This window comes from Geomonas limicola (assembly GCF_014193675.1).
Taxonomy (GTDB): Bacteria; Desulfobacterota; Desulfuromonadia; order Geobacterales; family Geobacteraceae; genus Geomonas; species Geomonas limicola.
In genome coordinates, this window is the sequence record NZ_BLXZ01000004.1 from 259510 (window position 1) to 286410 (window position 26901).

At 63.8% G+C, this 26901-nt stretch carries 24 protein-coding genes; 17 read left to right on the top strand and 7 right to left on the bottom strand.

What is annotated here, in order from left to right; all coding sequences use genetic code 11:
- Positions 1-34 precede the first annotated feature (34 nt).
- From H7688_RS11570 to cobD, 10 genes are all read left to right on the top strand, one after another.
- Positions 35-418, top strand: a complete 384-nt coding sequence (locus tag H7688_RS11570) for a sirohydrochlorin chelatase (RefSeq protein WP_183361272.1) — start codon at positions 35-37, stop codon at positions 416-418.
- Entirely contained in the window at positions 418-1056 is a 639-nt protein-coding gene (locus tag H7688_RS11575; RefSeq protein WP_183361273.1) for a precorrin-8X methylmutase, read from the top strand. Before H7688_RS11570 ends, H7688_RS11575 begins: the two co-directional genes overlap by 1 nt.
- A 48-nt stretch (positions 1057-1104) precedes the next feature.
- A complete protein-coding gene (locus H7688_RS11580; RefSeq protein ID WP_183361274.1) occupies positions 1105-2184 on the top strand; it encodes a cobalt-precorrin-5B (C(1))-methyltransferase in 1080 nt (359 codons plus the stop codon).
- An 81-nt stretch (positions 2185-2265) separates the two neighbouring features.
- Positions 2266-3483, top strand: a complete 1218-nt coding sequence (gene cbiE, locus H7688_RS11585) for a precorrin-6y C5,15-methyltransferase (decarboxylating) subunit CbiE (protein WP_183361275.1) — start codon at positions 2266-2268, stop codon at positions 3481-3483.
- Positions 3483-4193 (top strand): precorrin-2 C(20)-methyltransferase, encoded by a 711-nt coding sequence (cobI, locus tag H7688_RS11590; protein WP_183361276.1) that lies wholly within the window; start codon positions 3483-3485, stop codon positions 4191-4193. The genes cbiE and cobI overlap by 1 nt, the downstream gene beginning before the upstream one ends.
- Positions 4194-4267: 74 nt before the next feature.
- Entirely contained in the window at positions 4268-5044 is a 777-nt protein-coding gene (cobM, locus tag H7688_RS11595) for a precorrin-4 C(11)-methyltransferase (protein ID WP_183361277.1), read from the top strand.
- Between the two features lie 8 nt (positions 5045-5052).
- Complete coding sequence (locus tag H7688_RS11600; RefSeq protein ID WP_183361278.1) at positions 5053-6102, top strand: cobalt-precorrin 5A hydrolase; 1050 nt, start codon at positions 5053-5055, stop codon at positions 6100-6102.
- Positions 6103-6432: 330 nt separating this feature from the next.
- Complete coding sequence (locus H7688_RS11605) at positions 6433-8844, top strand: cobyric acid synthase (RefSeq protein ID WP_183361279.1); 2412 nt, start codon at positions 6433-6435, stop codon at positions 8842-8844.
- A 212-nt stretch (positions 8845-9056) separates the two neighbouring features.
- Positions 9057-10013: an adenosylcobinamide-phosphate synthase CbiB gene (gene cbiB / locus H7688_RS11610; protein WP_183361280.1), complete on the top strand. Its 957-nt coding sequence runs from the start codon at positions 9057-9059 to the stop codon at positions 10011-10013.
- 236 nt (positions 10014-10249) lie between these two features.
- Positions 10250-11326 (top strand): threonine-phosphate decarboxylase CobD, encoded by a 1077-nt coding sequence (gene cobD, locus H7688_RS11615; protein WP_183361281.1) that lies wholly within the window; start codon positions 10250-10252, stop codon positions 11324-11326.
- A gap of 114 nt (positions 11327-11440) precedes the next feature.
- On the opposite strand, the gene H7688_RS11620 is transcribed toward cobD, so the two are convergent.
- On the bottom strand, positions 11441-12172 hold the full coding sequence (locus tag H7688_RS11620; RefSeq protein ID WP_183361282.1) for a PilZ-like domain-containing protein: 732 nt from the start codon (positions 12170-12172) through the stop codon (positions 11441-11443).
- A 306-nt stretch (positions 12173-12478) separates the two neighbouring features.
- Here H7688_RS11620 and H7688_RS11625 point away from each other — a divergent pair, with 306 nt between their 5' ends.
- The 6 genes from H7688_RS11625 to H7688_RS11650 all read left to right on the top strand — a co-directional run bounded on the left by H7688_RS11625 (position 12479) and on the right by H7688_RS11650 (position 17164).
- Positions 12479-12916 (top strand): Fur family transcriptional regulator, encoded by a 438-nt coding sequence (locus H7688_RS11625; protein ID WP_183361283.1) that lies wholly within the window; start codon positions 12479-12481, stop codon positions 12914-12916.
- 70 nt (positions 12917-12986) lie between these two features.
- Complete coding sequence (locus H7688_RS11630) at positions 12987-13739, top strand: metal ABC transporter ATP-binding protein (RefSeq protein ID WP_183361284.1); 753 nt, start codon at positions 12987-12989, stop codon at positions 13737-13739.
- A 170-nt stretch (positions 13740-13909) separates the two neighbouring features.
- Positions 13910-14734, top strand: a complete 825-nt coding sequence (locus H7688_RS11635) for a metal ABC transporter permease (RefSeq protein WP_183361285.1) — start codon at positions 13910-13912, stop codon at positions 14732-14734.
- 112 nt (positions 14735-14846) lie between these two features.
- Positions 14847-15020: a hypothetical protein gene (locus tag H7688_RS11640; RefSeq protein WP_183361286.1), complete on the top strand. Its 174-nt coding sequence runs from the start codon at positions 14847-14849 to the stop codon at positions 15018-15020.
- A gap of 172 nt (positions 15021-15192) precedes the next feature.
- A complete protein-coding gene (locus H7688_RS11645; RefSeq protein WP_183361287.1) occupies positions 15193-16812 on the top strand; it encodes an NADP-dependent glyceraldehyde-3-phosphate dehydrogenase in 1620 nt (539 codons plus the stop codon).
- Between the two features lie 16 nt (positions 16813-16828).
- On the top strand, positions 16829-17164 hold the full coding sequence (locus H7688_RS11650) for an MGMT family protein (protein ID WP_183361288.1): 336 nt from the start codon (positions 16829-16831) through the stop codon (positions 17162-17164).
- Between the two features lie 65 nt (positions 17165-17229).
- Here the strand turns inward: H7688_RS11650 and gpmA are convergent, their stop codons facing one another.
- From gpmA to H7688_RS11665, 3 genes are all read right to left on the bottom strand, one after another.
- On the bottom strand, positions 17230-17928 hold the full coding sequence (gpmA, locus tag H7688_RS11655) for a 2,3-diphosphoglycerate-dependent phosphoglycerate mutase (protein ID WP_183361289.1): 699 nt from the start codon (positions 17926-17928) through the stop codon (positions 17230-17232).
- Between the two features lie 10 nt (positions 17929-17938).
- Positions 17939-18490, bottom strand: a complete 552-nt coding sequence (locus H7688_RS11660; protein ID WP_183361290.1) for an acyloxyacyl hydrolase — start codon at positions 18488-18490, stop codon at positions 17939-17941.
- Between the two features lie 104 nt (positions 18491-18594).
- Positions 18595-19914: a M23 family metallopeptidase gene (locus tag H7688_RS11665; RefSeq protein WP_183361291.1), complete on the bottom strand. Its 1320-nt coding sequence runs from the start codon at positions 19912-19914 to the stop codon at positions 18595-18597.
- Positions 19915-20545: 631 nt separating this feature from the next.
- Between H7688_RS11665 and H7688_RS11670 the strand changes: the two genes are divergently transcribed.
- A complete protein-coding gene (locus H7688_RS11670) occupies positions 20546-20743 on the top strand; it encodes a cytochrome c3 family protein (RefSeq protein WP_183361292.1) in 198 nt (65 codons plus the stop codon).
- Positions 20744-21358: 615 nt separating this feature from the next.
- On the opposite strand, the gene H7688_RS11675 is transcribed toward H7688_RS11670, so the two are convergent.
- From H7688_RS11675 to H7688_RS11685, 3 genes are all read right to left on the bottom strand, one after another.
- Positions 21359-23413, bottom strand: a complete 2055-nt coding sequence (locus tag H7688_RS11675; RefSeq protein ID WP_183361293.1) for a response regulator — start codon at positions 23411-23413, stop codon at positions 21359-21361.
- 97 nt (positions 23414-23510) lie between these two features.
- The gene (locus H7688_RS11680) at positions 23511-25145 is read right to left on the bottom strand and encodes a methyl-accepting chemotaxis protein (RefSeq protein ID WP_183361294.1); all 1635 of its coding nucleotides are present in this window, start codon (positions 25143-25145) and stop codon (positions 23511-23513) included.
- A gap of 281 nt (positions 25146-25426) precedes the next feature.
- Positions 25427-26815, bottom strand: a complete 1389-nt coding sequence (locus H7688_RS11685; protein WP_183361295.1) for a sigma-54-dependent transcriptional regulator — start codon at positions 26813-26815, stop codon at positions 25427-25429.
- Positions 26816-26901 lie beyond the last annotated feature (86 nt).

Genomic DNA, 26901 nt, shown 5'->3' on the forward strand with positions numbered 1-26901 from the left:
GTCCTCAGACTGGAACTATCACGCAGGAGAAACGATGAAGACGGCAATACTACTCATGGCGCACGGCAGCCGGATCGCCGAGGCCAACGACGCGGTGCGCGAGATCGCCCAGCGGGTTAAGAAACTTACCCTTTTCGATATCGTCGAGGTTTCCTTCCGGGAGCAGCACCTTCCCAACATCCAGCAGGGTGTCGACGCCTGCGTGGCCCAGGGTGCCCAGCGCATCCTCCTGGTTCCCTACTTCCTGTACCTGGGTGCCCACGTCCTTGAGGACCTCCCGGAGGAGCTGGAGCAGGCACGCCAGCGCTATCCGGACGTCGAGATGGTGCTCGGCAAGCACCTGGGGGTGCACAACAAGCTCGCCGAAATTGTGGTTGAGCGGGTCGCCGAGAGCCTGAGCGAAGAGGGGTGGCACTGATGTCGGTGCACCTGCGCCCCGAGGAGATCGAGGCGGAATCCTTCCGCATCATCGAGGCGGAGCTGGGGGCACATCACTGGTCGGAGCGCGAGTGGCCGGTGGTGCGCCGCGCCATCCACACCAGCGCCGATTTCGAGTGGGCGCAGACCATGTGCTTTTCGCCCAACGCCATCGACAGCGCCCTGGCCGCCATTAAAAAAGGGTGCGGCGTGGTGAGCGATACCACCATGATCCTCTCGGGGGTCAGCAAGCTGCGCCTCAAGCCGTTCGGGATCAGCGCCGCCTGTTACGTGGCCGATGCCGAGGTGGCACGCGAGGCGAAGGAACTCAAGATCACCCGCTCGATCCTGGCGATGCGCCGGGCCGGCCGCGAGTCCGGAAACGGCATCTTCCTGATCGGTAACGCGCCTACCGCGCTCTTCGAGCTGATCCGGCTGGTCCGGGAGGAGAACCTGCGTCCCAGGCTCATCGTCGGGTTGCCGGTCGGCTTCGTCGGTGCGGCCGAGAGCAAGGAAGCGCTGAAGGAACTGGCCCGGGAAATCCCGGAGCTTCCCTTCATCACCAACACCGGGCGCAAAGGCGGCTCCAACGTGGCCGCAGCGGTGATGAACGCGCTCTTGATCCAGGCTGAACAGTAGTCTGCGGCAGACTTTTTGGCTCAATCCCGTCTCACTGGACCCACACCTATGAACGGTAAAAAGCTCAGATACGGCTACACCACGGGTTCCTGCGCTGCCGCGGCAGTGAAGGGGGCCGCGCAGATGCTGCGCGACCAGGCGCTGGTCAGCGAGGTGGAGCTGACGCTCCCCTGCGGCGAGACCGCGCGCTTCACGCTCAAGGGCGCCAAGCTCGAGGACAACACCGCAACCTGCTACGTGGTGAAGGATGCCGGGGACGACCCGGACATCACCAACGGCGCGGAGATCCACGCGACCGCCCGGGTGGACTACTTCACCAGGCGTCGGCTGATCATCAAGGGGGGGGTGGGGATCGGCAAGGTCACCAAGCCGGGGCTCGCGGTCCCGGTCGGCGAGTGGGCCATCAACCCCGTGCCGCGCCGGATGATCATGGAGGTGGTGAAGGAGGTCTTCGCGGTACGCTGCGTACCCTGGACCCTCACCTTCACCATCAGCATCCCCAACGGTGAGGAGTTGGCCAAGAAGACCCTCAACGAGCGGCTGGGGATCGTGGGGGGGCTCTCCATCCTGGGGACCACCGGTGTGGTAAAGCCGATCTCCACCAAGGCCTGGACCGATACGGTGGACGCCTCGATCGACGTGGCGCTCGCCTGCGGAAACCGGACCGTGGTGCTCTCCACCGGGCGCAGTTCTGAAATGGCCGTACAGCGGGAGCTGGTCGCCAAAAGCGAGGTGCACGAAGAGGCCTTCGTGATGATGGGGGACCACTTCGGCTACGCCATCAAGAGCTGCGCGGCCAAGGGGGTGGAGCAGGTGGTGGTTGCCGGGCAGTTCGCCAAGCTGGTGAAGATCGCCTGCGGACACCTGCAGACCCACGTTTCCTCCTCGGAGCTCGACCTCGCTGCCGTGGCGGGCTGGCTCGAGGCAGAGCCGACCCTGGCGCAGCTCGAACCGTTGGCGCGGCAGGCGAATACGGCACGTCACCTGCTGGAGGCCTCGGGGTATCACCGGGGACTCATCGAGCTGGTCTGCCGGAAGGTGCACGAGGCCTGCGAGACCGCGGCACCGGGGCTGCAGGTCCGGGTTTTCCTGGCCGGCTACCAGGGCGAGACCCTCTATAGCGATTGAATTCATTGACGAGGCCGGGGGCCCCCCCGGTTTCCTCGCTTTTTGACGACTGGTGTTTGAAGAAGGAGAAGGGGAGCGGCCATGGAACAGCAGATGATCTACCTGGTTGGTGCGGGAATCGAAGGATGGGAAGGTTTCGGGAAACAGGCCCTCGAGGTGATCGACCAGGCCGAGGTGCTCATCGGCCACAAGCGCCTTCTGGACATCTTCCCCAACTTCAAGGGTGAGAAGCGGCTCCTGGAAGACCTCTCCATCATGCTGGAGTACCTGAAGACCACCAACAAGCGGACCGTGGTGCTCGGCTCCGGCGACCCGAACTTCTTCGGTGTCGGCAGGTTCCTGTTGCGTAACCTCCCCAAGGACCGCGTCGAGATCTACCCCAACGTGACGAGCGTGCAGTACGCCTTTGCCCGGATCAAGGAGCCCTGGGACGATGCCACCTTCGTCTCGGTGCACGGCCGCGGCCTGAAACCCGCACTGGACAGGATCATCGCCTCCGAGAAAACCGCGGTGCTCACCGACGCCAACAACACCCCGGCGGTCATCGCGCGCGAGCTCATCAACCGCGGCGCCGAGGGGTACGAGGCCTGGCTCTGCGAGGACCTGGGACTCCCCACCGAGAAGTTCACCAAGACCGACGTGCGCGGTCTGGCCGAGATCAGCTCGTCGCCCTTGAACATCCTCATCCTGATCAAGACCTGGGAACCGAACCTGGAGAACTACCCGGTGATCGGCATCCGGGACGACGAGTTCGCCACCGCGAAGAAGCTGATCACCAAGGAAGAGGTGCGTGCCATCACCCTGGGGAAACTGCAACTGCAGGACGACCTGGTGATGTGGGACATCGGTGCCGGGTCCGGATCGGTTTCCATCGAGGCGAGCAACCTGATGCCCAACGGGCGCATCTTCGCCCTGGAGAAGAACCCCCAGTACGTCGGCTTTTTGAGGGACAACCTGAAGAAGTTCGCCGCCCGCAACGTGCTGCTCATCGAGGCCTTCGCCCCCGAGGGGCTCGACGACCTTCCCGATCCGGACCGCGTCTTCATCGGCGGCTCCGGCGGGATGCTCGAGGAGATCATCGAGGCGGTGGACCGGCGCCTGAAGCCGGACGGCTTCATCGTCCTCAACGCGGTCACCCTGGATACCCTCACCAAGTCGGTGGAGTTTCTGGAAGACCACGGCTACAACGTCGAGGTTACCTGCGTCAACATCTCCAAGACCCGCACCCTCACCGAGTACAAGATGTTCGCGGCCCACAACCCGGTTTACGTGATCGCCGCCTGGAAAGGGGAGGAGTAGTGGCGGTAGTCTATGCTGTTGGTGTGGGGCCCGGCGATCCGGAACTTCTGACCCGCAAGGCGGAGCGCATCCTTAAAAGCGTCGACGTGATCTGCGCGCCGACCGGCGCCGCCGAGGCGGGGAGCTACGCGCTCTCCATCGTGGAGCCGTTTCTGGACCGCAGCCGCCAGGAGGTCCTGGTCCAGCTCTTTCCCATGGTGAAGGACCAAAAGGGGCTCGATCCGTTCTGGGAAGAGGCCGCCGACCAGGTGGCGGAGCGCATCGCCCAGGGCAAGGACGTCGCCTTCATCACCATCGGGGATCCCTTCCTCTATTCCACCTATCTCTACATCCACCGGATTTTCCTCGCCAAGTACCCCGAAATCAGGATCGAGATAGTACCCGGGATCTCCAGCATCCTGGCTGCCTCGGCGGTCTCCGGCGTCCCCTTGGGGCTCGCCGCCGAGAAAATAGCCATACTGCCGGCCGCCTACGAGGATGCCGAGCTGAAGCGCACCCTCGAGGAGTTCGATACCGTGATCCTGATGAAGGTGAGCCGGGTCTTCGACCGGGTCTACGCGCTCTTGAAGGAACTGGGGCGCGAGCGGCAGGGGGTTTTCGTGCGGCGGGTGGGGTCCCAAGAGGAAGAGGTCTACTTCGACCTTGAGGCCCTGGTGGGGCAGAAGCTCGACTACCTCTCCATGCTGATCGTCAAGAAGGGCGCCCTCTAACCGCCCCCTGGCTCCCTGCACCCATCGGCTCTCCACACCTGGAGGGATATCCAGTCCATGAAAAGGAACCTTACGTGACTCAAGTCTTCTTTGTCGGCGCCGGTCCCGGCGATGCCGAACTCATTACCGTGAAGGGCGCCCGGCTGCTCAAGGAGGCGGAGGTGATCGTCTACGCCGGGAGCCTGGTGGACCGCGAGCTGGTGCGCAGCTATGCGCCCGACGCCGAGGTCCACGATTCCGCCGGGATGAACCTGGAGGAGACCACCCGGGTCCTGGCCCAGGCCGCAGTGGACGATCGGAAGGTGGTACGGCTGCACACCGGCGATCCCAGCATCTACGGCGCGATCCAGGAACAGATGGCGGAACTGGACCGGCTGGGGATCGGCTACCAGGTGGTGCCAGGGGTGACCAGCGCCTTTGCGGCCGCGGCCACGCTGAAGCAGGAGCTCACCCTTCCGGAGGTTTCCCAAACCGTGGTCATCACGCGTCTTGCCGGCCGCACGCCGGTGCCGGACCGCGAACGGCTGAGCGAGATCGCCCGCATCGGCGCCACCCTGGTCATCTACCTCTCCGTTTCCATGATCGAAAAGGTCGTGGCTGAGCTGCTGCAGGGTGCCTACACCCCGGCGACCCCGGTGGCGGTGGTGGCCAAGGCCTCCTGGCCGGACGAGCAGATGGTCGAGGGGACGCTCGCCGACATCGCCGGCAAGGTCAAGGAGGCCGGCATCGGCAAGCAGGCACTCATCCTGGTGGGGGACGTGCTGCGCGCCCGCAGCGAGGGGATGCGCGCCAAGTCGCTTCTCTACGACAAGGGTTTCAGCCACGGCTGCCGGGAGGGGATCGTCACCTGACGGAACGGATGCAGATAGCCATCATCGCCATAACGAAAAACGGGGCGCGGCTGGGCGCGGAGCTGCATGCGAAGCTCCCCAAGAGCAGGCTCTTCGTCATCGAGAAACACGCCGAGGGCGAGGCACATCCCTTCTCAAACGGGGTGCAGCCGTTGGTGGACCGGCTCTGGCCGGACTACGGCGGGTTTGTCTTCATCATGGCAACCGGGATCGTGGTACGCACCATCGCGCCGCTTTTGACCTCGAAGGACCGGGACCCTGCGGTGGTGGTGCTGGACGATGCGGGGCAGTTCGCGGTCTCGCTCCTCTCCGGGCACATCGGCGGCGCCAACGCGCTCGCCACGAGTTGCGCCGAGTTGACCGGCGGCATCCCGGTCATCACCACGGCCACCGACGTGAACCAGCTCCCCTCCTTCGACATGCTGGCCAAGGAGCACGGCTGGCTGATCGAGGATCTCTCCCGGGTGAAGCGTTTGAACGCCCTGCTTTTGGAGGGGGAAGAGATCGCGGTGCTGGATCAGGGCTCCGCCGTCAAGCGCTACTGCGCCGGAAAGGGGAAGCTCGTCTTCTACGACGACCTGAGCGAGGTGCTGGGAAGCGGGGCGCAGGGGCAGGTGATCGTCACCAACCGGGTCATCCCGCCGCAGCTCGATTTCGAGTGCATGCTGGTGCTGCGGCCGGTGAACCTCTGCCTGGGGATCGGCTGCAACCGCGGCACGGCAGCCAAGGAGATCGAGTCGGTGGTGCGGGAGAACCTGGAGCGCCTGGAACTCTCCTTCCGCAGTGTAAGGTGTCTCGCCAGCGCGCAGGCCAAGAGCGACGAGGTTGGATTGCTGCAGTTCGCGGGGAGCTCCGGGCTGCCGCTTTTGCTCTACGAGAACGAGCAGTTAAACGGTGTCGACACCCCCAGTCCCGCTTCCGAACATGCGCTGGCTGCCATCGGGGCGCGCGGTGTCGCCGAGCCGGCGGCCCTCATCGCCTCGGGCGGCGGCAGGCTCCTGCTGCACAAGGTGAAAAGCGGTAACGTGACCCTGGCCATCGCGCAGAGCGTGGGCTAGGAGGGGCTGGGCTGCGAACGGACGGCGCGTGGGAGGTTAACAGGGCCACGCTGCCGGGAGCATCGAAGTGGCACATCCCTCACCCCGACCCTCTCCCGGGGGGCGAGGGAGAGCTGGCGTGAGTGTAGAAAAAGAGAGAGGCTGACTGAGGCAGACGGAAGCTGCTGGTTGGAACTAGGCCTTCCGCTTCCGAGTACCGCCGTGCTCCCCTCGCCCTTCGGGAGAGGTGCGGGGGTGAGGGGGCGGGCAGCTGCAATTCAGTCGCACATTATGCCCAATGATGCGAACTCCCCGGCTCTGGCCGGGTTTAGGAACTAACGAGGTCTTTTGATGTCGAAACTTTTCGTGGTAGGTATCGGTCCCGGCGGCCTGAACCATATGACCTTCGAGGCGCACCAGGCGATCGAGCAGGCCGACGTGGTGGTCGGTTACCAGACCTACCTGGAATTCATCGAGCCGCTTTTGGCTGGCAAAGAGGTGGTCTCCTCGGGGATGATGCGCGAGGTCGAGCGCTGTCAGCAGGCACTTGCCATCGCAGCCGAGGGGAAAAAGGTCGCCCTGGTTTCCAGCGGCGATGCGGGCATCTACGGGATGGCGGGTCTTGCGCTGGAACTCGCCGAGCCGAAGCTCGACGCGCCCCCCACCGCCTACCGGGACGTGGAAATCGTCGTGGTACCGGGAGTCTCTGCGGTGCAGGCTGCGGCCTCGGTCTTGGGCGCGCCGCTCATGCACGACTTTGCGGTGATCTCCCTCTCGGACCTGATGACCCCGCTCGACCTGATCCGCAAGCGCCTGCGCGCGGCCGCCGAAGCCGACTTCGTGGTGGCGCTCTACAACCCGCGCAGCAAGGGGCGGGTGACCCAGATCGAGGAGGCTGCAGCCATCCTCATCGAGGCACGCGGGCCGCAGGTACCCGTCGGCATCGTACGCAACGCCTGCCGCTCCGGTGAGTCCCGCATCGTCACCACGCTCGGCGAGATGCTGAACCATCCTATCGACATGTTCTCCATCGTTATCATCGGCAACGCCGCCACCCGCATCAGCGCCGACGGTCGCATCGTCACGCCACGCGGCTATGAGCCCGAAGGGAGCCGGAACAGGCGCAGAACGCCCGCCGCTGCTGAAGAAGGGGGACAGGGACCTGCGGAGCCAGCCCCCACCCATTCGCCCCTCGCGAACTCTCCCTCTCCTCTTGCGGGAGAGGGTAGGGGTGAGGGGGAGGGGGAGGGGGCCGTGATGTTCTGCGGCACGGGCTCCGACGTCGGCAAGTCGGTCTTGAGTGCGGGGTTCTGCCGCATCCTCAAGCGCCGCGGTATCTCGGTCGCCCCCTTCAAGTCGCAGAACATGGCGCTCAATTCCGCGGTCACCCCGGAGGGGGGCGAGATCGGTCGGGCCCAGGCGGTGCAGGCCGAGGCCTGCGGCATCGCTCCGCACACCGATATGAACCCGATCCTTTTGAAGCCGAACTCGGACACCGGCAGCCAGGTCGTCGTGCAGGGGAAACCGGTCGGCAACATGGTGGTGAAGGAGTACAACGCCTACAAACCGCAGGCCTTCGAAAAGGTGCGCGAGAGCTTCGAACGGCTCAAATCCCGCTTCTCGTTCATCGTCATGGAAGGCGCGGGAAGCATCGCCGAGATCAACCTGCGGGCCCACGACATCGCCAACCTGAAAGTCGCCGCCATGGCCAAGGCACCCGCCATTCTGATTGCCGACATCGATCGCGGCGGCGTGTTCGCCCAGATCGTGGGGACCCTGGAACTGCTCACCCCGGAAGAGAAGGCTCTCGTCAAAGGGGTCATCATCAACAAGTTCCGCGGCGACGCGAGCCTGCTGGCGCCGGGGATCCGCCAGGTCGAGGAGCGGACCGGCGTTCCGGTGCTCGGCGTGCTCCCCTGGGTCAAGGGACTCGGTATCGCCGAGGAGGACAGCGTCGCCCTGCAGCGGCGAGAAAACCCCTCCTCCAGCGCGGCAGCCGAGGGAAAACTGAAGGTCGGCGTTATCAAGCTGCCGCGCATTTCGAACTACACCGATTTTGCGGCACTGGAAGCGGAACCGGACCTGGCGCTCTTCTACCTGGAGGATCCTTCCGAGGTGTTCTCCATGGACCTGCTGGTGCTTCCGGGAACCAAGTCGACGCTGGTCGACCTGGAGTTCCTGCACTGTAAGGGGTTTGCCGAGGCGATCCGCGCCTTCCGCGGTCCGATCGCCGGCATCTGCGGCGGGTTCCAGATGCTCGGGAACCTGGTGCGCGATCCGGACCACGTCGAGGGGACCTTGACGCGCGTTGCTGGGCTGGAGCTCCTGGATGTCGAAACGGTGATGCTGGGCGTCAAGGAGACGCACCTGGTCGAGGCCGAGCTGCTGCCTGCCGCCCGGGAACTGGTCCCCGGTTGTGCGCCGGCTCTCAGCGGCTACGAGATCCACATGGGAGAGACCTCGCTGGGCGCTGGGGCGCGGCCTTTCGCGCGGCTGGATGCACGCTCGGGTGCCGCGGCGGAGGTGACCGATGGGGCCGTGTCGGCTGACGGCCGGGTCTTCGGGACCTACCTGCACGGCATTTTCGACAATCACGACTTCCGGACCGCGTACCTGAACCGGCTGCGGCGCAAGAAGGGGCTTCCCGAGCGGGCAACGGTTGCAGCGCAGCAGGATCCCTTCGATCGTTTGGCCGACCACATGGAGCGGCATCTGGACCTGGAGCGGATTCTGGCTATCTGCGGGGTGGACTGTTCCCGGTAGGAGTAGTGATTGTTTTCGACCTGGTAGGGGCGAATCCTATTCGCCCAACCTCTCCGGCAAGGAGAGGCGGCCGAAGGCCGAAACAGAGTACCAGGTGGGGCGACGCAGGTTACGCGCCTGCCGGCGCGCCGGGCGAACAGTGATTCGCCCCTACGAAAGCCCTTCACAGGTATTCACCTGAAGTTTCCTGGCGAGGTGCCGTTACGCTTTCTTTGCCAACCGACATAACCGTAGTGCTGGGAGCGGTGCTGCTCGACCTGGTGCTCGGAGACCCGCGGGCGCTGCCGCATCCCATCGTCGCGATCGGGCGGTTCATCTCCTTTCTGGAACCGCGCCTGCGCCGCAACGTCGCCAGCGAGCGTGCAGCCGGGTGCCTCTTGTTGCTCGTCACGGTCGGTGTTACCTACTCAGTTACTTCGTTGATGCTGGTGCTTGCCTACCTGACTACGCCGGGCGCAGCACTTGTGGTCGGCATGTACCTGGGGTGGGTTTCTCTGGCAGCGCGCTCGCTGCACCAGGAATCTGCCAAGGTGGCCTACGCCCTGGAACGTGGCGATCTGCCGGCGGCGCGAGTCGCGCTTTCCTATATCGTCGGGAGAGAGACCGCGGATCTCGAGGAGCCTGAGATCGTCCGGGGAGCGGTGGAAACCGTTGCCGAGAATACCGGTGACGGGGTGGTCGCGCCGCTTTTTTACCTGGTGCTTGGTGGTCCCGCGCTTGCCCTCGCCTACAAGGCGGTGAACACGCTCGACTCGATGGTCGGTTACAAGAACGAGCGCTACCTCGAGTTCGGCTGGGCCTCGGCCCGCTTCGACGATCTTGCCAACTACCTTCCGGCCCGGCTGACCGGGCTGCTCATGGTGCTCGCCGCTCCGCTTTGTGGGTTGAGCGGCAAAAATGCCTGGCGCATCATGCGTCGCGACGGCCGCAACCACTCGTCGCCGAACAGCGGTTTCCCCGAGGCCGCCGCGGCCGGTGCGCTCGGCGTGCAACTGGGCGGAGCGAACCGCTACTTTGGCAAGATCGTCGAGAAACCGACCATCGGTGATGCGAGCAAATCGCTCTCCCTGGAGGCCTACCACGGCGTGGTACGGCTGATGTACACCTCGGAGCTGTTGCTGGTGGTTGCCTGGTCGGGGGTGCGCTACGCCGCTAAGCTTGCCGGATAAGAGAGGGATCAGAATCTCGACCAAGAATGGTAGTGGCGAAGGTAATCATTTGCCCCTACTCCAGGATGCCTTGCGCTAAGTCCCCTCTCCCCTTGCGGGAGAGGGACAGGGTGAGGGGGGATATGCCACTTCGCCGCAGCTGGCAGCTTCACCCACCCCTTAACCCCCTCCCGTCAAGGTAGGGGGGACAAGAGCCTCTCCGGAATTTTAGGAGAGGACTTTACTTTGGAGCCACAATGTCCAGCAGTCACGAACATGGCGGTAACGTTTTTGCGGTCGCGCGTACGCTCGGCGTAGCACCGGAAAACGTCATCGACTTCTCCGCCAGCATCAATCCGCTGGGGATGGCGCCGGGGGTAGGGCGGGCGCTTGCCGAGAACCTGGATCGCCTGCTGCACTACCCGGACAAGAACTGCTTCGAGTTGAAGGAGGCGCTCGCCGCCTACCACGGGGTGACCTCGGATCAGCTCTGCGTGGCCAACGGTTCCACTGAGCTCATCCACCTGGTACCGCGCGCCTTCGGCGGGCGACGCGCCCTTATCGTAGCCCCGGCCTTTGCCGAATATGCCAGTGCGCTGGAGCGCTGCGGCTGGGAGATCGATTACTTCTTCCTGAAGCCGGAGAACGGTTTCCAGCTGCCCTTGCCTAGCCTGCTGGAAAAGCTGGGTGAAGGGTTCGACCTGTTGTTTCTCTGCAACCCCGCCAATCCCTCCGGGACATTACTGCACCGCAAAGAATTAGCCCGGGTTCTGGCCTTGTGCGAGGCGAGTCGAACCTTCCTGGTGTTGGACGAAGCCTTCATCGATTTCTGCGAGGAGGATTCCGCGAAGGATCTGGTGGTGGCGGCCGAGGGGGCACTGGTGCTCCGCTCCATGACCAAGTTCTTTGCCATTCCCGGGCTGCGTCTGGGCTACGCTATGGGGGCGGCCGTCACTATTGCCCGCATCGCTCCCCTGCAGGACCCCTGGAGCGTGAATACTGCCGCCCAGGTGGCGGGGATCGCTTCGCTGCGGGACCTCGACTATGTGCGAAGCACCCGGGAGTACGTGGTCCGGGAACGTGAGCGCCTGGCTGCCCGGTTGGGCGTACTCGCGCCCCTCACCGTGTTCCCCTCTGCTGCGAACTACCTGCTGCTTCGGTTGGACAACGGGATGACTGCGGCTGAACTTCGGGTGAAGCTCCTCGAGGCGGGTGTGCTGATCCGGGATTGCGGCAATTTCGTCGGGCTCGATGCCGGCTTTTTCCGGGTGGCGGTGCGCCGGGGCGAGGAAAATGACCGGTTGGTTGAGCTGTTGAAACAACTGATAGGCTGAGCGCCGTAGTGCAACGTCACCGGGAGGCTGGCAAGACTGGTCCCCTGCGGGAGTAGAAATAAGAAAGGGCGAACCGTTTGGTTCGCCCTTTCTCGTTGCTGATATGCGGCCGATCTACTGGTCCGGCAGCGAAAAAAACTCCTTGCGGCGCTGGCGGATCCTCCTGATCTCTTCGTTGCAGACAAAGCGTACGATGGCGTCGCGGTCGCGCTCGTTTATGTGCATGAAGCGAAGTCCGGCGCCCACGCAGCTCCCTTCCTGGCGCGCTACCACGTCGCTGTGTACTACCTGGGTCACGACCGGAATCACCTTGGGTTCGGGAAGCGGCAGGTGGAAGGTGGCGTAGATGATGTCGTCCACCGTCATCGCCATCTCGGTTTCGGTGCGCAGCCCGCCACCGCTTATGTTGACGATGCGCGGCAGGTTACCTTCGCTGGCAATCCTGAGCCCGCCCGTGCCGCTCTCTTCGGCGGTGCCGGCGGTGACGTTGAACAGGGTGACGGGGATGTCGGTGTTGAGACGGAAATATTCGCGCAGGTCTTCGGACATGACCTGGCTGGTGAAACGGACCTGAAGGGCGTCGCCCGGAAGGTGGTCGAGGATGATGCCACGGCAGCGATACCCGTTGCCGCTTGCGCCGACGCGCACCACAAGGGGAGCCTCGTAGTGCAGCAGGGTTCCCTCGGGGAGGATGTCGCGGGACAGGCGCAGGTCGATGCGATCGTCGTCGACCGCAGTCACCACCGCGCCGTCTTTGAAGACCCCGTCTCCCTCGACCGCGAGCTCCACCCTGGCGCGCTGTCCGGGGTGGAAGTATTCCCTATAGTTACTGGGTTCTTTCTGCATGTCACGTCCACCATCAAGAAGTTCGACAAAATAGCAATCTATCGCAAGTGCAGGACCATGCAAGCCAGGCGCCAACAGGACCAAAAAAGTCAGGAGATGCTAACCACGCGTCATGACCGCAATTGGCATGGGCCGTGTCGTGGAAAATTCCGACTTTCCTACGTTAAACCCCTGATCTGCTAAGCCATTTAACCGTTAACGGCGGCACCTTAACACATCTCAACGAGCGATGCCAACACAATTGTGCTTGACTTTGAGGGGCCGGTGACTATCCTAAAACGAAATCATTTCTATTTAGGAGAGGTCATGGAGCAGGGGCATGCCCGGGCACTGAAAGAGGCCGGCATGAAGGCTACGCCGAAGCGGCTGGCGATCCTTGAGGCGCTGTACGCCGAGAGCGGCTACGCCAGTCCGGAAGAGCTCTGGAAGCGGCTGCGCGACCGGTTCGACCGGCTCGGCCTGCCGACGGTCTACCGCAATCTCGAGGAGCTTGCGGCGAGCGGGGTGATCACCAAGGTGATCCATCCCAACCGTCAGCTCTACTACTTCTTCTGTCCCAACCGTGAGCACCACCACCACTTCGTCTGTCTTTCCTGCCGCAAGGTCGAGGATCTTCCCGCCTGCGGTCTGTCGGCGCTGGAGCAGGAAGTAAGCCGCAGCATCGGCGGCAAGGTGCTCTCCCACATTTTACAGCTCAACGGTCTGTGCGGCGTCTGTGCCGCTGCCGCGGGAGGTACCCCATGATTTCCTGTTTTCCGGGTCGGTCCGCCCGCTGCTCCGGCCTTTATCCGGCCCGGTTTGCCGAGGTGTCTCGATGAGCGGTGCGGCATTGGCGATTCGCAACCTGCGCGCCGGGTACCACGGCAGCGAAGCGCTGCGCGACGTGACCTTCAGCGTGAACCGCGGTGACTACCTGGGGATCTGCGGCCCGAACGGGTCCGGCAAGAGTACCCTGGTCAAGGTGATCCTGGGCCTGGTGGCGCCTCAGGCGGGAGAGATCTCGCTGTTGGGGACCCCGAGGGAGTCGTTCAAAGAGTGGCGGCGCATCGGCTATCTCCCCCAGGGGCTTCAATTTTTCAACCCCCATTTCCCGGCCACGGTCGACGAGGTGATCCGCCTGGGGCGGCTGTCGGGGAAGAGCTTCCCGCGGCGTTTCGCTCGGGAGGACACCGAGGCGGTGGAACGGACCATGGACTGGATGGGGATCGGGGATATCCGCGGGCGCATGATCGGCGAACTCTCCGGGGGGCTCAGGCAGCGGGTGCTTTTGGCTCGAGCCCTGGTAAACGAGCCGGAACTCCTCGTTCTGGACGAGCCTACTACCGCCCTCGACCCGGAAACGAGGGAGAGTTTCTACAAGCTGATCTACGAGATGAACCGCGAGCGGGGGACCACGGTGCTCCTGGTGACCCACGACACTGCGACCATCGGCAAGTACGCGACGCACCTGCTCTACCTGGACAAGACCGTGATTTTTTGCGGCGACTTCGACGACTTCTGCAACTCACGGGAGATGACCGGTCTCTTCGGCGAACACGGTCAGCACCTGGTCTGCCATAGGCACTAACGACAGGGATCAGGGGCTGGGGACTAGGGACTGATAGGCAGGGATCAGGAACTTGGGGCTAGGGACTAGGACGAGGGAAGGCTTTAAAGGCAAGGGCCATTCCCCGGCCCGAGTCTCCTGCAGTTAGCCCCCAGTCCCTAACCCCTAGTCCCTGCAGTTAAGAGGACTTGATGAACATATCGGAAATGCTCAGTTTCGGCTTCATGCAGCGCGCCCTGGTGGGTGGGTCGCTGATCGCCATCCTCTGCTCGGTGCTCGGGGTGTTCCTGGTGCTGCGCCGGCTGTCGCTCATCGGCGACGGGCTCTCCCACGTCACCTTCGGCTCAGTGGCGCTGGCACTGCTGTTTCGCCTGCACTCCTTTTACATGACGCTCGCCATCATACCGCTGGTCCTTGCCTCGTCGTTCGGGATCCTGAAGCTGGCGCAGCGGGCGCGTATCTACGGCGACGCCGCCATCGGCATCGTCTCGGCGCTGGGGGTCGCAACCGGGGTGATGCTGGCCAGCATGGCTGGCGGTTTCAACATCGACCTCTTCAGCTACCTGTTCGGCAACATCCTCTCGATAAGCTCGAGCGAACTCGCCATCGCGGCCGTGCTCTTCGTCATCGTCATCTCCGGCGTGGCCGTCTTCTACAACGACCTCTTCGCCAGCACCTTCGACGAGGAACTCGCCAAGACCTCCGGGATCGATACCGATCGCATCAACGCCATCCTGGTGCTGCTTACGGCACTCACCGTGGTGCTCGCCATGAAGGTGGTCGGCATCATGCTCATCTCGGCTCTGTTGATCCTCCCCGCGGTCAGCGCGCTGCAACTCTCCAAGGGATTCCGCACCGCCATCGTCAGTTCCGCCGTTATCGGGGTATGCACCGTGGTCGTCGGCATCTCCGTCTCGTTTGTCATGAACCTGCCGACCGGGGCGACCATCGTCCTGATCAACTTCATCACCTTCATCTGTGCCTTCACCGCACGCACTCTCCTGCGGCACCGCTAATCTCGCACTCTTCACCAGATCGGCGCCTCGGGGTGACCCGGCTGTCACGTCACCAGGTTAAAGTATGCTAAACTGAGTCGCTGCTGTTACAGCCCGGACCAGGAGGCGTACCTTGAGAGTCCCCAGCGCTGAAGAACTTTTACAGGATCCCGAACTCTCCTTCGCGGAGTTCTGTGCCATCTCGAACGCTCTCGAGGAGGGGCTGAGCACGGAGCAGATCCTGAAACTCCCCGAGCTGGCGCAGTTGCGCCTGAAGCTCCTGGCAGATCCCGCTCCTAAAGCTTAAGCCCTGCTGCAGGTCATTCCCCTTATCAGGTGCCCCAGGCCCCGCCTACCCACCCTCCTTTCCTTCTCCTGCCAGTGCCCAACGCCGCCGGCAACTCTCCCATTAATGCTTGACCTCCCCCCCGTTTTGCAGTAGCTCTAAATTCGTACACCATTCATGAAGGGACCCGCCTGTGAAAGAGAGCCTTGCAGCACTGTTCCCGGCCGAAGCCGAGATTCCTGAAGCATTCCGCATCCCCACCCCCCTCACCCAGGACTACTACCTCATCGACGGCGAACTGCGCCGCTGGAACGGTCCGCTCCAGGAGATCCTCTCCCCGGTACAGCTGCGGGGTGACGGCGAGCCTGCCGCCAAGGTCGTCGGTGCGGCACCTCTTTTGACCGTGGACGCTGCCCGGGAGGCACTTGACGTGGCGGTCCGCGCCTACAGTAACGGACGCGGCGAGTGGCCCACCATGTCGGTCGGTGAGCGGATCCGCTGTGTGGCCCGCTTTGCGGCGGCGGTTACCGAAAAACGCACCGAGGTGGTCAGGCTCCTCATGTGGGAGATCGGCAAGTCGCTCAAGGAAGCGGAACGGGAGTTCGACCGTGCCCTAAGCTACCTGCGCGAGACGCTGGAGGCCTTGAAGGAGCTGGACCGGGTCTCCTCGCGCTTCGTGATCCAACAGGGTATCATCGGCCAGATTCGCCGGGCTCCCCTGGGGGTGGTGCTCTGCATGGGGCCCTACAACTTTCCGCTCTACGAGACCTTCACCACGCTGATCCCGGCCCTGGTCATGGGTAACACCATCGTGATGAAACCGCCGCGCTTCGGGATCCTCCTCTTTGCTCCGCTGCTCGAGGCCTTCCGCGCCTGCTTCCCGGCAGGGGTGGTGAACACCGTGTACGGCGACGGCGAGGTGGTGCTCCCCCCGCTGATGGCCTCGGGGCAGGTGGATGTCCTCGGTTTCATCGGCACCCACAAGGTGGCAGACGCCCTGCGCGCCGTGCACCCCAGGCCGCACCGGCTGCGCTGCGTCCTGGGGCTCGACGCCAAGAACCCCGCCATCGTGCTCCCCGACGCCGACCTGGAGTTGGCGGTGCGCGAATGCCTGTCGGGAAGCCTCACCTTCAACGGCCAGCGCTGCACGGCCTTGAAAATCCTCTTCGTGCACCGCAGCATCGTGGATCAATTCCTGGAAAAGCTCGCTGCCGGAATCGGCTCGCTTAGCTGCGGGGTACCCTGGCAGGAGGGGGTGACGGTGACCGCGCTCCCCGAGCCGGAAAAACCGGAATTCTTAGCCGAACTGGTGCGCGACGCGGAGAGTAAGGGAGCCCGAGTGGTGAACCCCGGCGGCGGCACCCGCAGCGGCTCGTTCTTCTACCCGGCGCTGCTCTACCCGGTTTCGAATGAGATGCGGGTCTACCACGAGGAGCAGTTCGGCCCGGTGCTTCCCGTGGTCCCCTTCGACGACATCAAGGAGACCATCGACTACGTGGTGGCTTCGCCCTACGGCCAGCAGGCGAGCATCTTCGGGCGCGACGGCGACTCCTTGGCGCAGCTGGTAGACGCCCTGGTGAACCAGGTCTGCCGCATCAACATCAACAGCCAGTGCCAGCGCAGCCCGGACAGCTTCCCCTTCAACGGTCGCAAGAACTCCGCCGAGGGAACCCAGTCCGTGGCCGACGCCCTGCGGGTTTTCTCGATCCGGATCGTGGTGGCGGCGCGGGAGACCGACGAGAACCGGGACATCATCACCAACATCGTCCGGGAGCGGAAGTCCCACTTCCTCTCCACCGATTTCATGCTCTAGGTAAGCGGAGGCGAGCGTGGGGGTGTCGGCCAAGTACCTGCAGATCTACCGGGTGGTCCAACTGATCCCGGAAGGGAAGGTGGCGACCTACGGCCAGGTCGCCCGCCTGGCGGGGCTGCCCGGCCAGGCGCGGCAGGTGGGGTATGCGCTCGCCGCGCTCAAGGGGGGACTGCCGGTTCCCTGGCACCGGGTGGTGAACGCCCAGGGACGCATCAGCTGCCGCTCGGAGGACGGTGTGCCCGATCCGCTGCAGCGGGTGCGCCTGGAGGCCGAGGGGGTTCGTTTCGATGAACTGGGAAGGATCTCTTTGGAGCGCTACCAGTGGCGGGCTGAGCTGCCGGTGGAAGAGTGAGGCGCGCCGGACTAAGGCCGGGAAGGAAGGGGAGGGGGCTTTGTTGATCGGATCAACGGCCCCCTTCAGCTTTGGGAGCGCAGGTAGTGGTGCCTGAGTGGCCGCAGCTCCTGGTCCAGCTCGTAGATAAGCGGCTGGCCGGTGGGAATCTCCAGGTTGACGATGTCGTCGTCGGAGATGCCGTCCAGGTACTTGATGAGGCCGCGCAGGCTGTTGCCGTGGGCCGCGACGAGGACCCGCTTCCCCTGGCGCAGCAGCGGTGCCACCTGGGACTCCCAGCAGGGGAGCACCCGCTCAACGGTGTCCTTCAGGCACTCGGTCGCCGGCAGAAGGGATGGCTCGAGCTCCCGGTAGCGCGGATCGAATTGCGGGTGGCGCGGGTCCCCCGGCTCGAGTGCCGGAGGCTTAACCTGGTAACTGCGCCGCCATTTCTTGACCTGGTCGACGCCGTACTTCTCGGCGGTCTGTGCCTTGTTGAGCCCCTGCAGCGCGCCGTAGTGCCTCTCGTTCAGGCGCCAGTCGTGGTGCACCGGCACCCACATGCGGTCCATCTCGTCGAGCAGTATCCAGAGCGTGCGGATGGCCCGCTTCAGTACCGAGGTGAAGGCGACGTCGAACGCTATTCCCTGCTCTTTCAGGGCAAGCCCCGCCAGGCGGCTCTCTTCGCGGCCGCGCTCCGACAGGTCCACGTCGGTCCACCCGGTGAACAGGTTTTCCTGGTTCCAGACGCTCTCCCCATGGCGCAGCAGAATAAGCTGGTGCATCGCGTACTCCTTAGAAGTTCCAACTCACGCCGAACATGTGCAGGTCAAGTCCCGTGTTGATGTCGCCGTGCCGTCCCAGGCCGCCGTTGGACATGTGCTGGAAGCGGTACAGTATGCCAGGTCCCGAGGCGAACCGGTAGACGAGCCCGATGTGCCCGAGAAACAGCGGGTTTCCGTTGAAGTCCACCTTGCGGAACCGGTACTTGCTCAGGAAGCAGAGGTCACCGCCCAGCTGCAGCCCCAACCCCTTGCCCCGGCGGTCGATGATGATCCCGGGGCCGGCGGTGCCGATGAAACCGTACTCGCCGGCGGCATATAGCGTCCCCGCCGAGGCGTTCGCCTGCATCGCCACCCCCCATCCCGAATCGCCGCGCAGCGACCAGGGGAGCCCGAAGGTGGCAAAGGCTTCGTACTGGTGAAATTCTTCGTTTCGCGAGGTGGCGTTGAACCCGCCGCGCACGCCGATCGCCTTGAGGCCGGGGTCGGGCTCGCGGCACCACCCGGAGGACGCGCCGCAGGCGAGGCAGAAAAAGAGGAGGATGGCTCTGAGGGTCGTTCTCACATGTGCTCCCGGGATAGCTTTATTTGAAAGACTTAATGCCAAGACTGACTTTACTGGCTGCCCCCTGAATGTCAATCGGCTGCGATTGACGGAAATATCCGACATCAGGGGCTTGCCGCGCGCGAGGTTGCCTCGGCGAGCTTGCCGGTGACGTTGTTCTTGATCCAGGAAGGATCCCACCACTCGATGGGGTTAACCTGTTCTCCGGAGACGACCACGCCGAAGTGCAGGTGGTCGCCGCCGGCCAGGCCGGTGTCGCCGGTATTGCCGATGGCCTGCCCCTTCTTCACCTGGTCCCCTGCCTTCACCGCGATCCGGCTCAGGTGCCCGTAGAGCGTCTGCAGGCCCAGGCCGTGGTCGATGATGACGCACTGCCCGTAGATTCCCAGGTCGTCGGCGTAGACTACCTTGCCGGTGTTGGCTGCCGGTACCGGGGTGTGCGCCAGGGCGGCCAGGTCGATTCCCAGGTGGTTTTGCTGGTCGACCTCCTTGCCATGGTAGTAGTAGCTGCGCAGCTGGGCGAAGGTGCCGCGCGGCGCCGAGTTGGGCAGGCGCAGGAAGGCCCCCTCCCAGAGCGGAACTGCCGAGGTGGTGCGGCCGCACTCGGCGAGGATCTTCAGGTCGTGCTCGCGCAGTTCGCGGTTGGCCTTCAAAAATATCTCGAGCGGTGTCGGCGCCTGGGGAAAACGGTCCTTGAACTCGGCCGCCACCTTGTCGAGGAAGGCGTCGCTCAGCTCGATCCGGTCGTGCGGAAACGCCTTGGGAAGCAGGTGGAAGTAGATCCCTGCCTGCCGTTCGTTGCCGGCGCGGTCGACCGCCAGGACCTTGGGGACGAAACTCTCGGCGGGGAGGTTGAAGGGGAAGGCGAACAGGCAGGCGTAGATGTCGCGGGACTGCCGGTAGCCGGGGAAGAACCGGTTGGCAAAGACGACCCCGGAACGCTCTACCTCCCGGTTCACCGTGTAGACCACCAGCGCCGCACCGCCACGGGTGATGTTGTGCGCGACGCTGAGCACCGCAACGGAAGGGGGCTTGTTCTGCAGGTCGAAGCTCGGCAGCTGCCGGGTGAGGTTGCCGGCGCCGAAGCGCATGGGGGAGCGGTCGGTTGCGCTTACCTGCAGCCGGAAGGTCCCCTCCTTGAGCCCTGCGGGGAGCCGGAAGGTCTCCCGCGCCTGGTGGATCCCGGCTGGATACTGCTTGGTGAGCACCGGAATACTCTTGTCGCCCTGCAGCGCCTCGATAGTTACGCTGCGCAACCCCGAGCCCGGGTCGCCAAGGCTCAGGGCAATATCGCGGTGGGCGGAAACGGGTCCCCGGTCCGGCACCAGGCTCAGGGTCGGACCGTTCAGGTCCCGGAAATAGTAGACTCCGACTCCCAGCAGTACCACCAGCAGGATTACTGCGACGATAACAGACGTTTTCATGGTTCACCCCCGTCGACCGGCTTGCTCCGGTCCCTCAGGAAGGCCTGCAGCAGGCGCATTCGGCGCCGCTCCAGGTGTCGCAGGCCGCTTCTCGCGGCACCACCGGATTGTAACACCCCTCCCTGCGTTGTAAAGTGACCCCCACCGTACCATTGCTTCTTTAATTTCAGTAAGTTGTGAGTTTTTGGCGCAGTTGCGGAGACGCCGTGGTCACCCGGTGCTGGCGGCGGGGAGACCACAGAAAAGGTACTCGGGAACCCGGGGGAGACGCTGCCGTTTAGGGGGCGATACCCCTTGCCGGGTGGCCGGGGAGCGGCAGGGATTGCGCACGAGCGGTGGGGATGGCTCAGCTTGAGGAACTTCCGGGGTAGTTAAGCTTGTCACGCTGCGGTTAAAGCAGGCGGGCTATTCAATTTCCCCTGCTGTGTCAAGGGTCTGGAGCATTTTTCACTGGACAAAGAGTATAAGTCTGTTACATTCGTACGCAAAAATTCTGAAAGGGAGCATGCAAATGATGAAGCGACTTGTACTGGCACTGGGATTACTGTCAATCGCAGGCGTATCTGCTGCTGCGGTGGCCACTACTCCGAAAGATCCCGGTCCGGAAGTCATTCGGCTTAAGATGGGTGATATGGAACTTCCTTTCCAACATTGGAAGCATCAGAAGAGCCTGAACCAGGAGTGCTACCACTGCCACAACACCAAGATCGGCAAGATCGATCGCTGGGGCAAGGACACCGCTCACAAGGTTTGCATCGCCTGCCACGAGTTGGAAGACAAAGGACCGACAACCTGCCTGCAGTGCCACCCGAAGAAGCAAAAGTCCTAGAACCGCATCGTGAAATGAAGATGAAGCGGGACGCACCGGCCAGGTGTCGTCCCGTTTTTTTTGGGGACAACTTCGGACTGACTGGGGCACCCGGCACGGTGAGACCTGTCACGAGCCGTAGTTCTGTTTCTGACAAAGAAGGCACAGCAGGGAGGACAACTGGTGACGGTTCCAGGGAGGACTGACACAGGAAGGCGAGGGATTCACTCCTGATTAACCGCTGCAGTATAGCTCAAAAAAAAATTTTGCAACAGCCTGTAAAAATGTGCGACAGGTGCTATATTTACACCAGCTAGCTAGCTGAGTAAGAATCTGGGAAAAAGGAGGTAAATCAACATCGAGGTAACTCCACCGAACAGGATTCTTAAAACCTAAGAGCTGTCCAGCGCCGGTGTCTGAGGACACCGGAACCACCCTTGAAAAGGGAAGCCGTACCAACAGCAACAGAGGCCCGCCGAAACTGGCGGGCCTTTCATTTTGCCAGTGTCCGTAAAAAAAGGCTCCCGCACTGACTGTGCGGAAGCCTTCAGATGGTTGGTGCTTCTTCGCCTGTCCCGTCTACACTCGGTTCCTTCCTTCCCCTCCTGCACTCAGCCTCGCTTGTCCGGTCCTGTCTCAGGCCACTTTGGAAATCACCTTGGGAACCTCCAGCAGGACCTCCTCGAGCTCCCTCTCGAAATGCTCCAGATAGCCGGAGAGTTCCGGCGTCCCCTGGGTCAGGGCCCGCTCGAGGCAGCCGGCGGCACGCTGCAGCGGCACTGCTGCCAGGACGCCTGCCACCCCCTTAACCGAGTGGGCGATGAGTGCCGCTCCGGCTACGTCCCCGCGCTCCCGTTCCGCCCGCAAACGGTCGGCACTGTCACGGTACTCCTCGACGAAACGATGCAAAAGATCGGTGTAGAGCTCCCGGCTGCCACCTATCTGGTGGATCCCCAGGACCAGGTCGAGTGCTGCAGGGTGCTGGTTCGCTGCAGCCGTGCGTCCGGCGGATGCCTGGCAGAGACAGCGCTCGCCGAGCCAGTACTTAACGCGATTGAGCAGTTGCGCTGGCGTGAAGGGCTTCGCCAATACCTCGTCGGCGCCCGCCGCGAGGCAGGCCTGCACCTCGTGCTCGAGGGCGTTGGCGGTGACCGCTATGATCGGGACCAGAGGCTCGCCGGCCCGCTCGGTGCCCCTGATGTGCCGGGTCGCACTCAGGCCGTCCAGAACCGGCATCTGGCTGTCCATCAGCACCAGGTCGAACCCCTCCTCCCACAAGGCCAGCGCCTCGGCGCCGTTCACGGCGAGGGTCACCGTAAGACCTGCTCCCTGCAGCACCTGTTGCATGATGGTCCTGTTGACCTGGTTATCTTCCACAACCAGTACCCGTTCGCCGTCGAAGCGGTACGCCGGCGCCGGCGACTCCCCGACCGGCGTCTCGCCGTCGGCTGGAGTGAGGGGAAGCTGCAGGGTGAAGCAGCTGCCGACTCCGGGGATACTCTCGCCGCGGACCTCACCCCCCATGAGTGTGCTGAGCTCGCGGCTTATGGTGAGCCCGAGGCCGCTCTCGCCCAGGCTGGGGCGCGACGGGTCGTCTGGTTGCTCGAAGGGTGAAGAACGCAGGGGGTGTTCCCGGTCCGCGATCCCGAGACCGGTGTCACGAACGGCGAAGAGGAGGTACCCAGGATGGTCGGCGCCCGGTTGCTCCAGCGTCGCCTCCAGGGATACCGAGCCGTGCCGGGTAAATTTCACGGCGTTCGAGAGCAGGTGTCCCAGTACCTGGGCGAGCCTGAGCGGGTCCCCCAGAAGCCGCTCGGGAAGTGCCGGGTCGATGCGTACCTGAAGCTTGAGCCCCTTTTCCTTGGCCTGCGGCTGGAAACGGTCGCTGAGCCCCCTGATCAGGTCGGCGACGCTGAACTCCTCGCTGGCGAGCCCCAGGTGCCCCGCCTCGAGCTGGGAGAAATCGAGGATGTCGTTAACGGTGCGCATCAGGGTTTCGCTGCAGGCAGCGAGGTGCTGCAGGTACCCGGCCTGCCTGGTGGCCAGGCGGGTCCCTTCCAGCTGATGAGAGGAAGCGAGAATCCCCTGGAGCGGCGCGTGGAGTTCCTGCGCCACGCTGGCCAGGAACCGGCTCCGGGCCGCGCTTGCCTGTCCTGACTGTTGCGCGAGCTGGCTCACCTGCTCCAGGACTTCGTGAAGCTGGCGCCTGGTGGCCTCGTGCTCGTCCACTTTGAGCTGCAGCTCGTCTTGGTAGCGTCGCTCGATGCCGGCAGCTTGCTCGCGCGCCGTTTCCCGGAGCTGGTCGCGCTCGTCATCGGCTTGGGCGCGCCGCAGCACCCTCACTTTCAGGTGCCACAAGCCGAGCAGCAGGGCGAGGAACAGTAACGCGGTGCACCCCAGGGCCAGCGGTAGCCGTGCCAACGCGGAACCGCTAGCGGCTTTTTCGGCCGGAGAGCCTGCCGACGGGAAGGGCTGGCTGCCGGACGCTGGAGGTACGGTGGCGAGGGACTGGTGGCCTGGCGAGGCGGTGGCGATGCTGACCCCCGCGTGGTCCGTGCGGGCCAGGTCTCGCGTGTCGAGATCCCGGGACCCGCTCAGCGGGAAGGGCACCGTAAGAAGTACAACGACCAGGCCGAAAAGTGCCAGGATCGTGATGCCCAGAGTAATGGTTTTCTTGAGGTTGCCAGTCATGGCGGACTCCAGGTGCAAAAGAGGAGGACGTTGTTAGCGTGCGATCGAGGCGGGGCCGGCGGGCAGCCGGCCCCACTGGTGCGGCTTGGTTGGTGCCTCAGGCAGAGAGGCGGAAACGGCCAACCAGGGACTGCAGGTCGGTGGCCTGGGCCGCAAGCTGTGCGGCGGCGTCCGCCGTTTCTTCGGCTCCCCGGGCGGTCTGCACCACCACATCGGTGATCTGCTGGATGTTGCCGGTGACTTCACCGGTGGTCGCTGTCTGTTCTTCGGCAGCGGTGGCGATCTGGCTCACCTGGAGGGCGGCCTCGTTGATCCGGGTCAGGATGTCCTCCAGGGCTGCGCCGGAGCGCTGGGCGGCTTTGCTCCCCTTCTCTACCTCGTGTACCCCTTCCTCCATGGCGGCGACGGCCGCGGCGGTCTCCTTCTGGATGGACTTGATCATCCCGGCGATCTCCTTGGTGGCCCTCGTGGTCCGCTCGGCCAGGTTGCGCACCTCGTCGGCCACTACCGCAAAGCCGCGTCCCTGGTCGCCGGCACGGGCCGCTTCGATCGCCGCATTGAGTGCCAAGAGGTTGGTCTGATCGGCGATGTCCTCGATGGTCCCGACGATCTCGCCGATCTGCTCCGAACTGGTTCCCAGCGCCTGCACGGTAGTCGAGGTCTGGCGTACCCGCTCGGCGATCAGGGCCATCCCGGCGATGGTTTCCTGGACGATGCCGGCGCCGCTGGTGGCGGAGTCGGTCGATTTCTTCGAGGCGTCGGCGGCCATGGTGCAATTGCGGGCGATGTCGGCGCTGGTTGCGGCCATCTCTTCACTGGCGGTGGCAACCGAACCGACCTGCGCCGCCACTTCTTCGGCACCGGTGGCGATCTGGTCGCTGGTGGCGTGCAGCTGGGTGGACGCCGAGGCGATGCTGGCCGAGATCTGTACCGTCTGGGCGACCAGGCTTCTGAGGCTGTGCACCATCTCGTTCAGGGCGTTCATGAGTTGACCGGTCTCGTCCTTGGAACGGACCTCTACCTGGGCGGTCAGGTCGCCCGCGGCGAGCCGGTTGGCCACCTGGACCGCCTGGCTGAGCGGAACGGTGATGGTGCGAGCGATGATGATGCCGAGTCCTACCGCCAGGGCGGCACCCAGTACCACCAGGAGGGCCATCACGGTGGAGGCACGGTCGGCAACCCGGGTATTTTCATCCGAGGTTAATTTCCCCTGTTCTTCCTTGGAACGCAGCAACTGGTCGAGAAGCTCGTGAGTCTGTGTGGCTGCGACTTTACCGTCCCCCTTGAGCAGGGCCTGTGCCTCTGCTTTGTGCCCGGACTGGACGAGATTCAGCATCTGGTTACTTAACCGAATATAGTTGGAACGGGACTCTTTGTACGACTGAAAGGTGGTGCGGGCCTGGCCGGAGATGATGTTCTTCTCGAAGTGCTCGGACTTCTCGGTTATCTGCTGGCGCAGTTTCAGTATGGTCGCTTGGTACACCTCGCGGTCTGCCGGGGTTTCCGCCTCGAGAGCATCACGAACGTTGATCCGGATGCGCTGGAACAAAACAGCCATGGTGGCCAGGTCGCCAAGCGGTACCGTCACTTTCTCGTAGAGTTTGGTGTCTGCTGCGTCTATTTGTTTTATTTTGCTGATCCCGACCGCCCCTACCGCCGTTGCAACCAGCGCGACCAGTACGAAACCGGCGATCAGCTTGGTGCCAACTTTGAGATCATGAAAGGCTTTCATGGTGGTATCTCCATTTGTATCGTTTGGGTACGGCGTCAGTGCCGTATGCCCTTAGGTAGCATCCGCTGTGCCAGACACGAGGGCCATGTGATATCTGGTAGTTAGCGGAAACGAAACGCTGCGGTTTGGGACAGCTGGAAACAGGTGTGCCGGTTGGGTACAGTCTCTTTGGGTGAGGAACAGGGGTAGGGATGGCTCCCGCAGTCGGATGACCGCGCGAGGCTTACGTCTGCAGGTACGTTTTGGGGAACGGCTAAAGGGGTGCCGAGGAGACGCTCAGGCTAGCGGTAGAATGCCTTGCGTCCGATCTTCAGCATCTGGGAGGCCTTGGACTTGTTCCCGCCGCAGCGCTCCAGGGTGAGCGCCAGTATCCGCTCGTTCAGGGCCTCCAGCGAGAGCTCCGCAAGCGGCAGGGTGAGCGTGTAGCTTACCGAGTCGGCCGCGAGCTGCACCCCTGCGGGGGAGGGGGCGTCCGTCTTCAGGGGGGCTACCGAAGTTTGGCCAGCCATGGCGACCTGCTCCGCCTCGATCTGCCCGTCCTCGGTGAGGATAGCGGCGCGTTCCAGGAAGTTGCGCAGCTCACGCACGTTGCCGGGCCAGGGGTATTCCATCAGAAGGCGCATGGCTCCCGGGGAGATGCCGGCCAGGGGCTTGCCCAGGTGCTGGCGCAACTGCTCGAAAACATGTTCGCACAGGATCGGGATGTCTTCGGTGCGTTCGCGCAGGGGGGGGAGCGTCAGGGGGAACACGTTGATCCGATGGTAGAGGTCTTCGCGGAACTTCCCGGCGGCGACCAGTTCCGCGAGGTTGCGGTTGGTCGCCACGATGACCCGGCAGGTGGTGCTGATCTGCTCGTTGGAGCCGATCCTTTCGAACACCCGCTCCTGCAGTACCCGCAAGAGCTTGGTCTGCAGGGCCAGGGGCATGTCGCCTATCTCGTCCAGGAGCAGGGTGCCGCCGCGGGCCAGGCTGAACTTCCCTTCCCGGTCCCGGTCTGCGCCGGTGAAAGAGCCGCGCAGGTGGCCGAAGAGCTCGCTTTCCAGGAGGTGGTCGGGGATGGCGGCGCAGTTCACCGCCACGAAGGAGTTGGGGAGCCCCTTGCCGGCGAAGTGGATGGCCCGGGCCAGCACCTCCTTACCCGTGCCGCTCTCCCCGTAGATCGCCACCGTGGTCTGCCGGGCCGGCACCACCTTGGAGGCGAGGCGCAGCACCTCCTTCATGGCCGGGTTTACCGTGACGATGCTCTGGAAGCTGAAACGTTCCTTGAGCAGTCCGCGGATCTGCTCGTTTTCCCGCACCACGTGGTGGTAGTCCAGGGCGCGCTTGATGGTGAGGTGCAAATCGTCGGGGTTGTACGGTTTCTCGAGGTAGTCGTAGGCGCCGCGTCGCATCGCCTCGACGGCGCCTTCCACGCTGCCGTTGGTGGTGATGACGACGATGGGGAGCTCGGGGAAGTGCTCGCGCACCCGCTCCATGAGCTCCAGCCCCCCCATTTCGGGCATGATAAGGTCGGTGATCATGAGGTCCACCGACTGCTTTTCCAAAAGGGCGAGTGCCTCCCGGCCACTTGCGGCCAAAAGCGGCTGGTAGCCCCCCTGGCGCAGGTGGGTTTCCAGCAGGAACAGGATGATTTGCTGGTCGTCGACGACCAGGATGCGTGGCTGGGACATGGCTCCCCTCGGGGTGAATGACCTGACTGGGGAGCTTATCGGCAGGAATCCTGGTAAAATGAGGGATTTTCTGGAGGGACGCTGCC

Coding starts and splice junctions, on each gene's coding strand:
- H7688_RS11605 (WP_183361279.1), top strand. CDS start 6,433: ATGTCGAAACTTTTCGTGGTAGGTATCGGTCCCGGCGGCCTGAACCAT.
- H7688_RS11635 (WP_183361285.1), top strand. CDS start 13,910: ATGAACATATCGGAAATGCTCAGTTTCGGCTTCATGCAGCGCGCCCTG.
- cbiE (WP_183361275.1), top strand. CDS start 2,266: ATGGAACAGCAGATGATCTACCTGGTTGGTGCGGGAATCGAAGGATGG.
- H7688_RS11685 (WP_183361295.1), bottom strand. CDS start 26,815: ATGTCCCAGCCACGCATCCTGGTCGTCGACGACCAGCAAATCATCCTG.
- H7688_RS11665 (WP_183361291.1), bottom strand. CDS start 19,914: ATGAAAACGTCTGTTATCGTCGCAGTAATCCTGCTGGTGGTACTGCTG.
- H7688_RS11625 (WP_183361283.1), top strand. CDS start 12,479: ATGGAGCAGGGGCATGCCCGGGCACTGAAAGAGGCCGGCATGAAGGCT.
- H7688_RS11620 (WP_183361282.1), bottom strand. CDS start 12,172: ATGCAGAAAGAACCCAGTAACTATAGGGAATACTTCCACCCCGGACAG.
- H7688_RS11675 (WP_183361293.1), bottom strand. CDS start 23,413: ATGACTGGCAACCTCAAGAAAACCATTACTCTGGGCATCACGATCCTG.
- H7688_RS11670 (WP_183361292.1), top strand. CDS start 20,546: ATGGAACTTCCTTTCCAACATTGGAAGCATCAGAAGAGCCTGAACCAG.
- H7688_RS11630 (WP_183361284.1), top strand. CDS start 12,987: ATGAGCGGTGCGGCATTGGCGATTCGCAACCTGCGCGCCGGGTACCAC.
- H7688_RS11575 (WP_183361273.1), top strand. CDS start 418: ATGTCGGTGCACCTGCGCCCCGAGGAGATCGAGGCGGAATCCTTCCGC.
- gpmA (WP_183361289.1), bottom strand. CDS start 17,928: ATGCACCAGCTTATTCTGCTGCGCCATGGGGAGAGCGTCTGGAACCAG.
- H7688_RS11600 (WP_183361278.1), top strand. CDS start 5,053: ATGCAGATAGCCATCATCGCCATAACGAAAAACGGGGCGCGGCTGGGC.
- H7688_RS11580 (WP_183361274.1), top strand. CDS start 1,105: ATGAACGGTAAAAAGCTCAGATACGGCTACACCACGGGTTCCTGCGCT.
- cobD (WP_183361281.1), top strand. CDS start 10,250: ATGTCCAGCAGTCACGAACATGGCGGTAACGTTTTTGCGGTCGCGCGT.
- H7688_RS11680 (WP_183361294.1), bottom strand. CDS start 25,145: ATGAAAGCCTTTCATGATCTCAAAGTTGGCACCAAGCTGATCGCCGGT.
- H7688_RS11570 (WP_183361272.1), top strand. CDS start 35: ATGAAGACGGCAATACTACTCATGGCGCACGGCAGCCGGATCGCCGAG.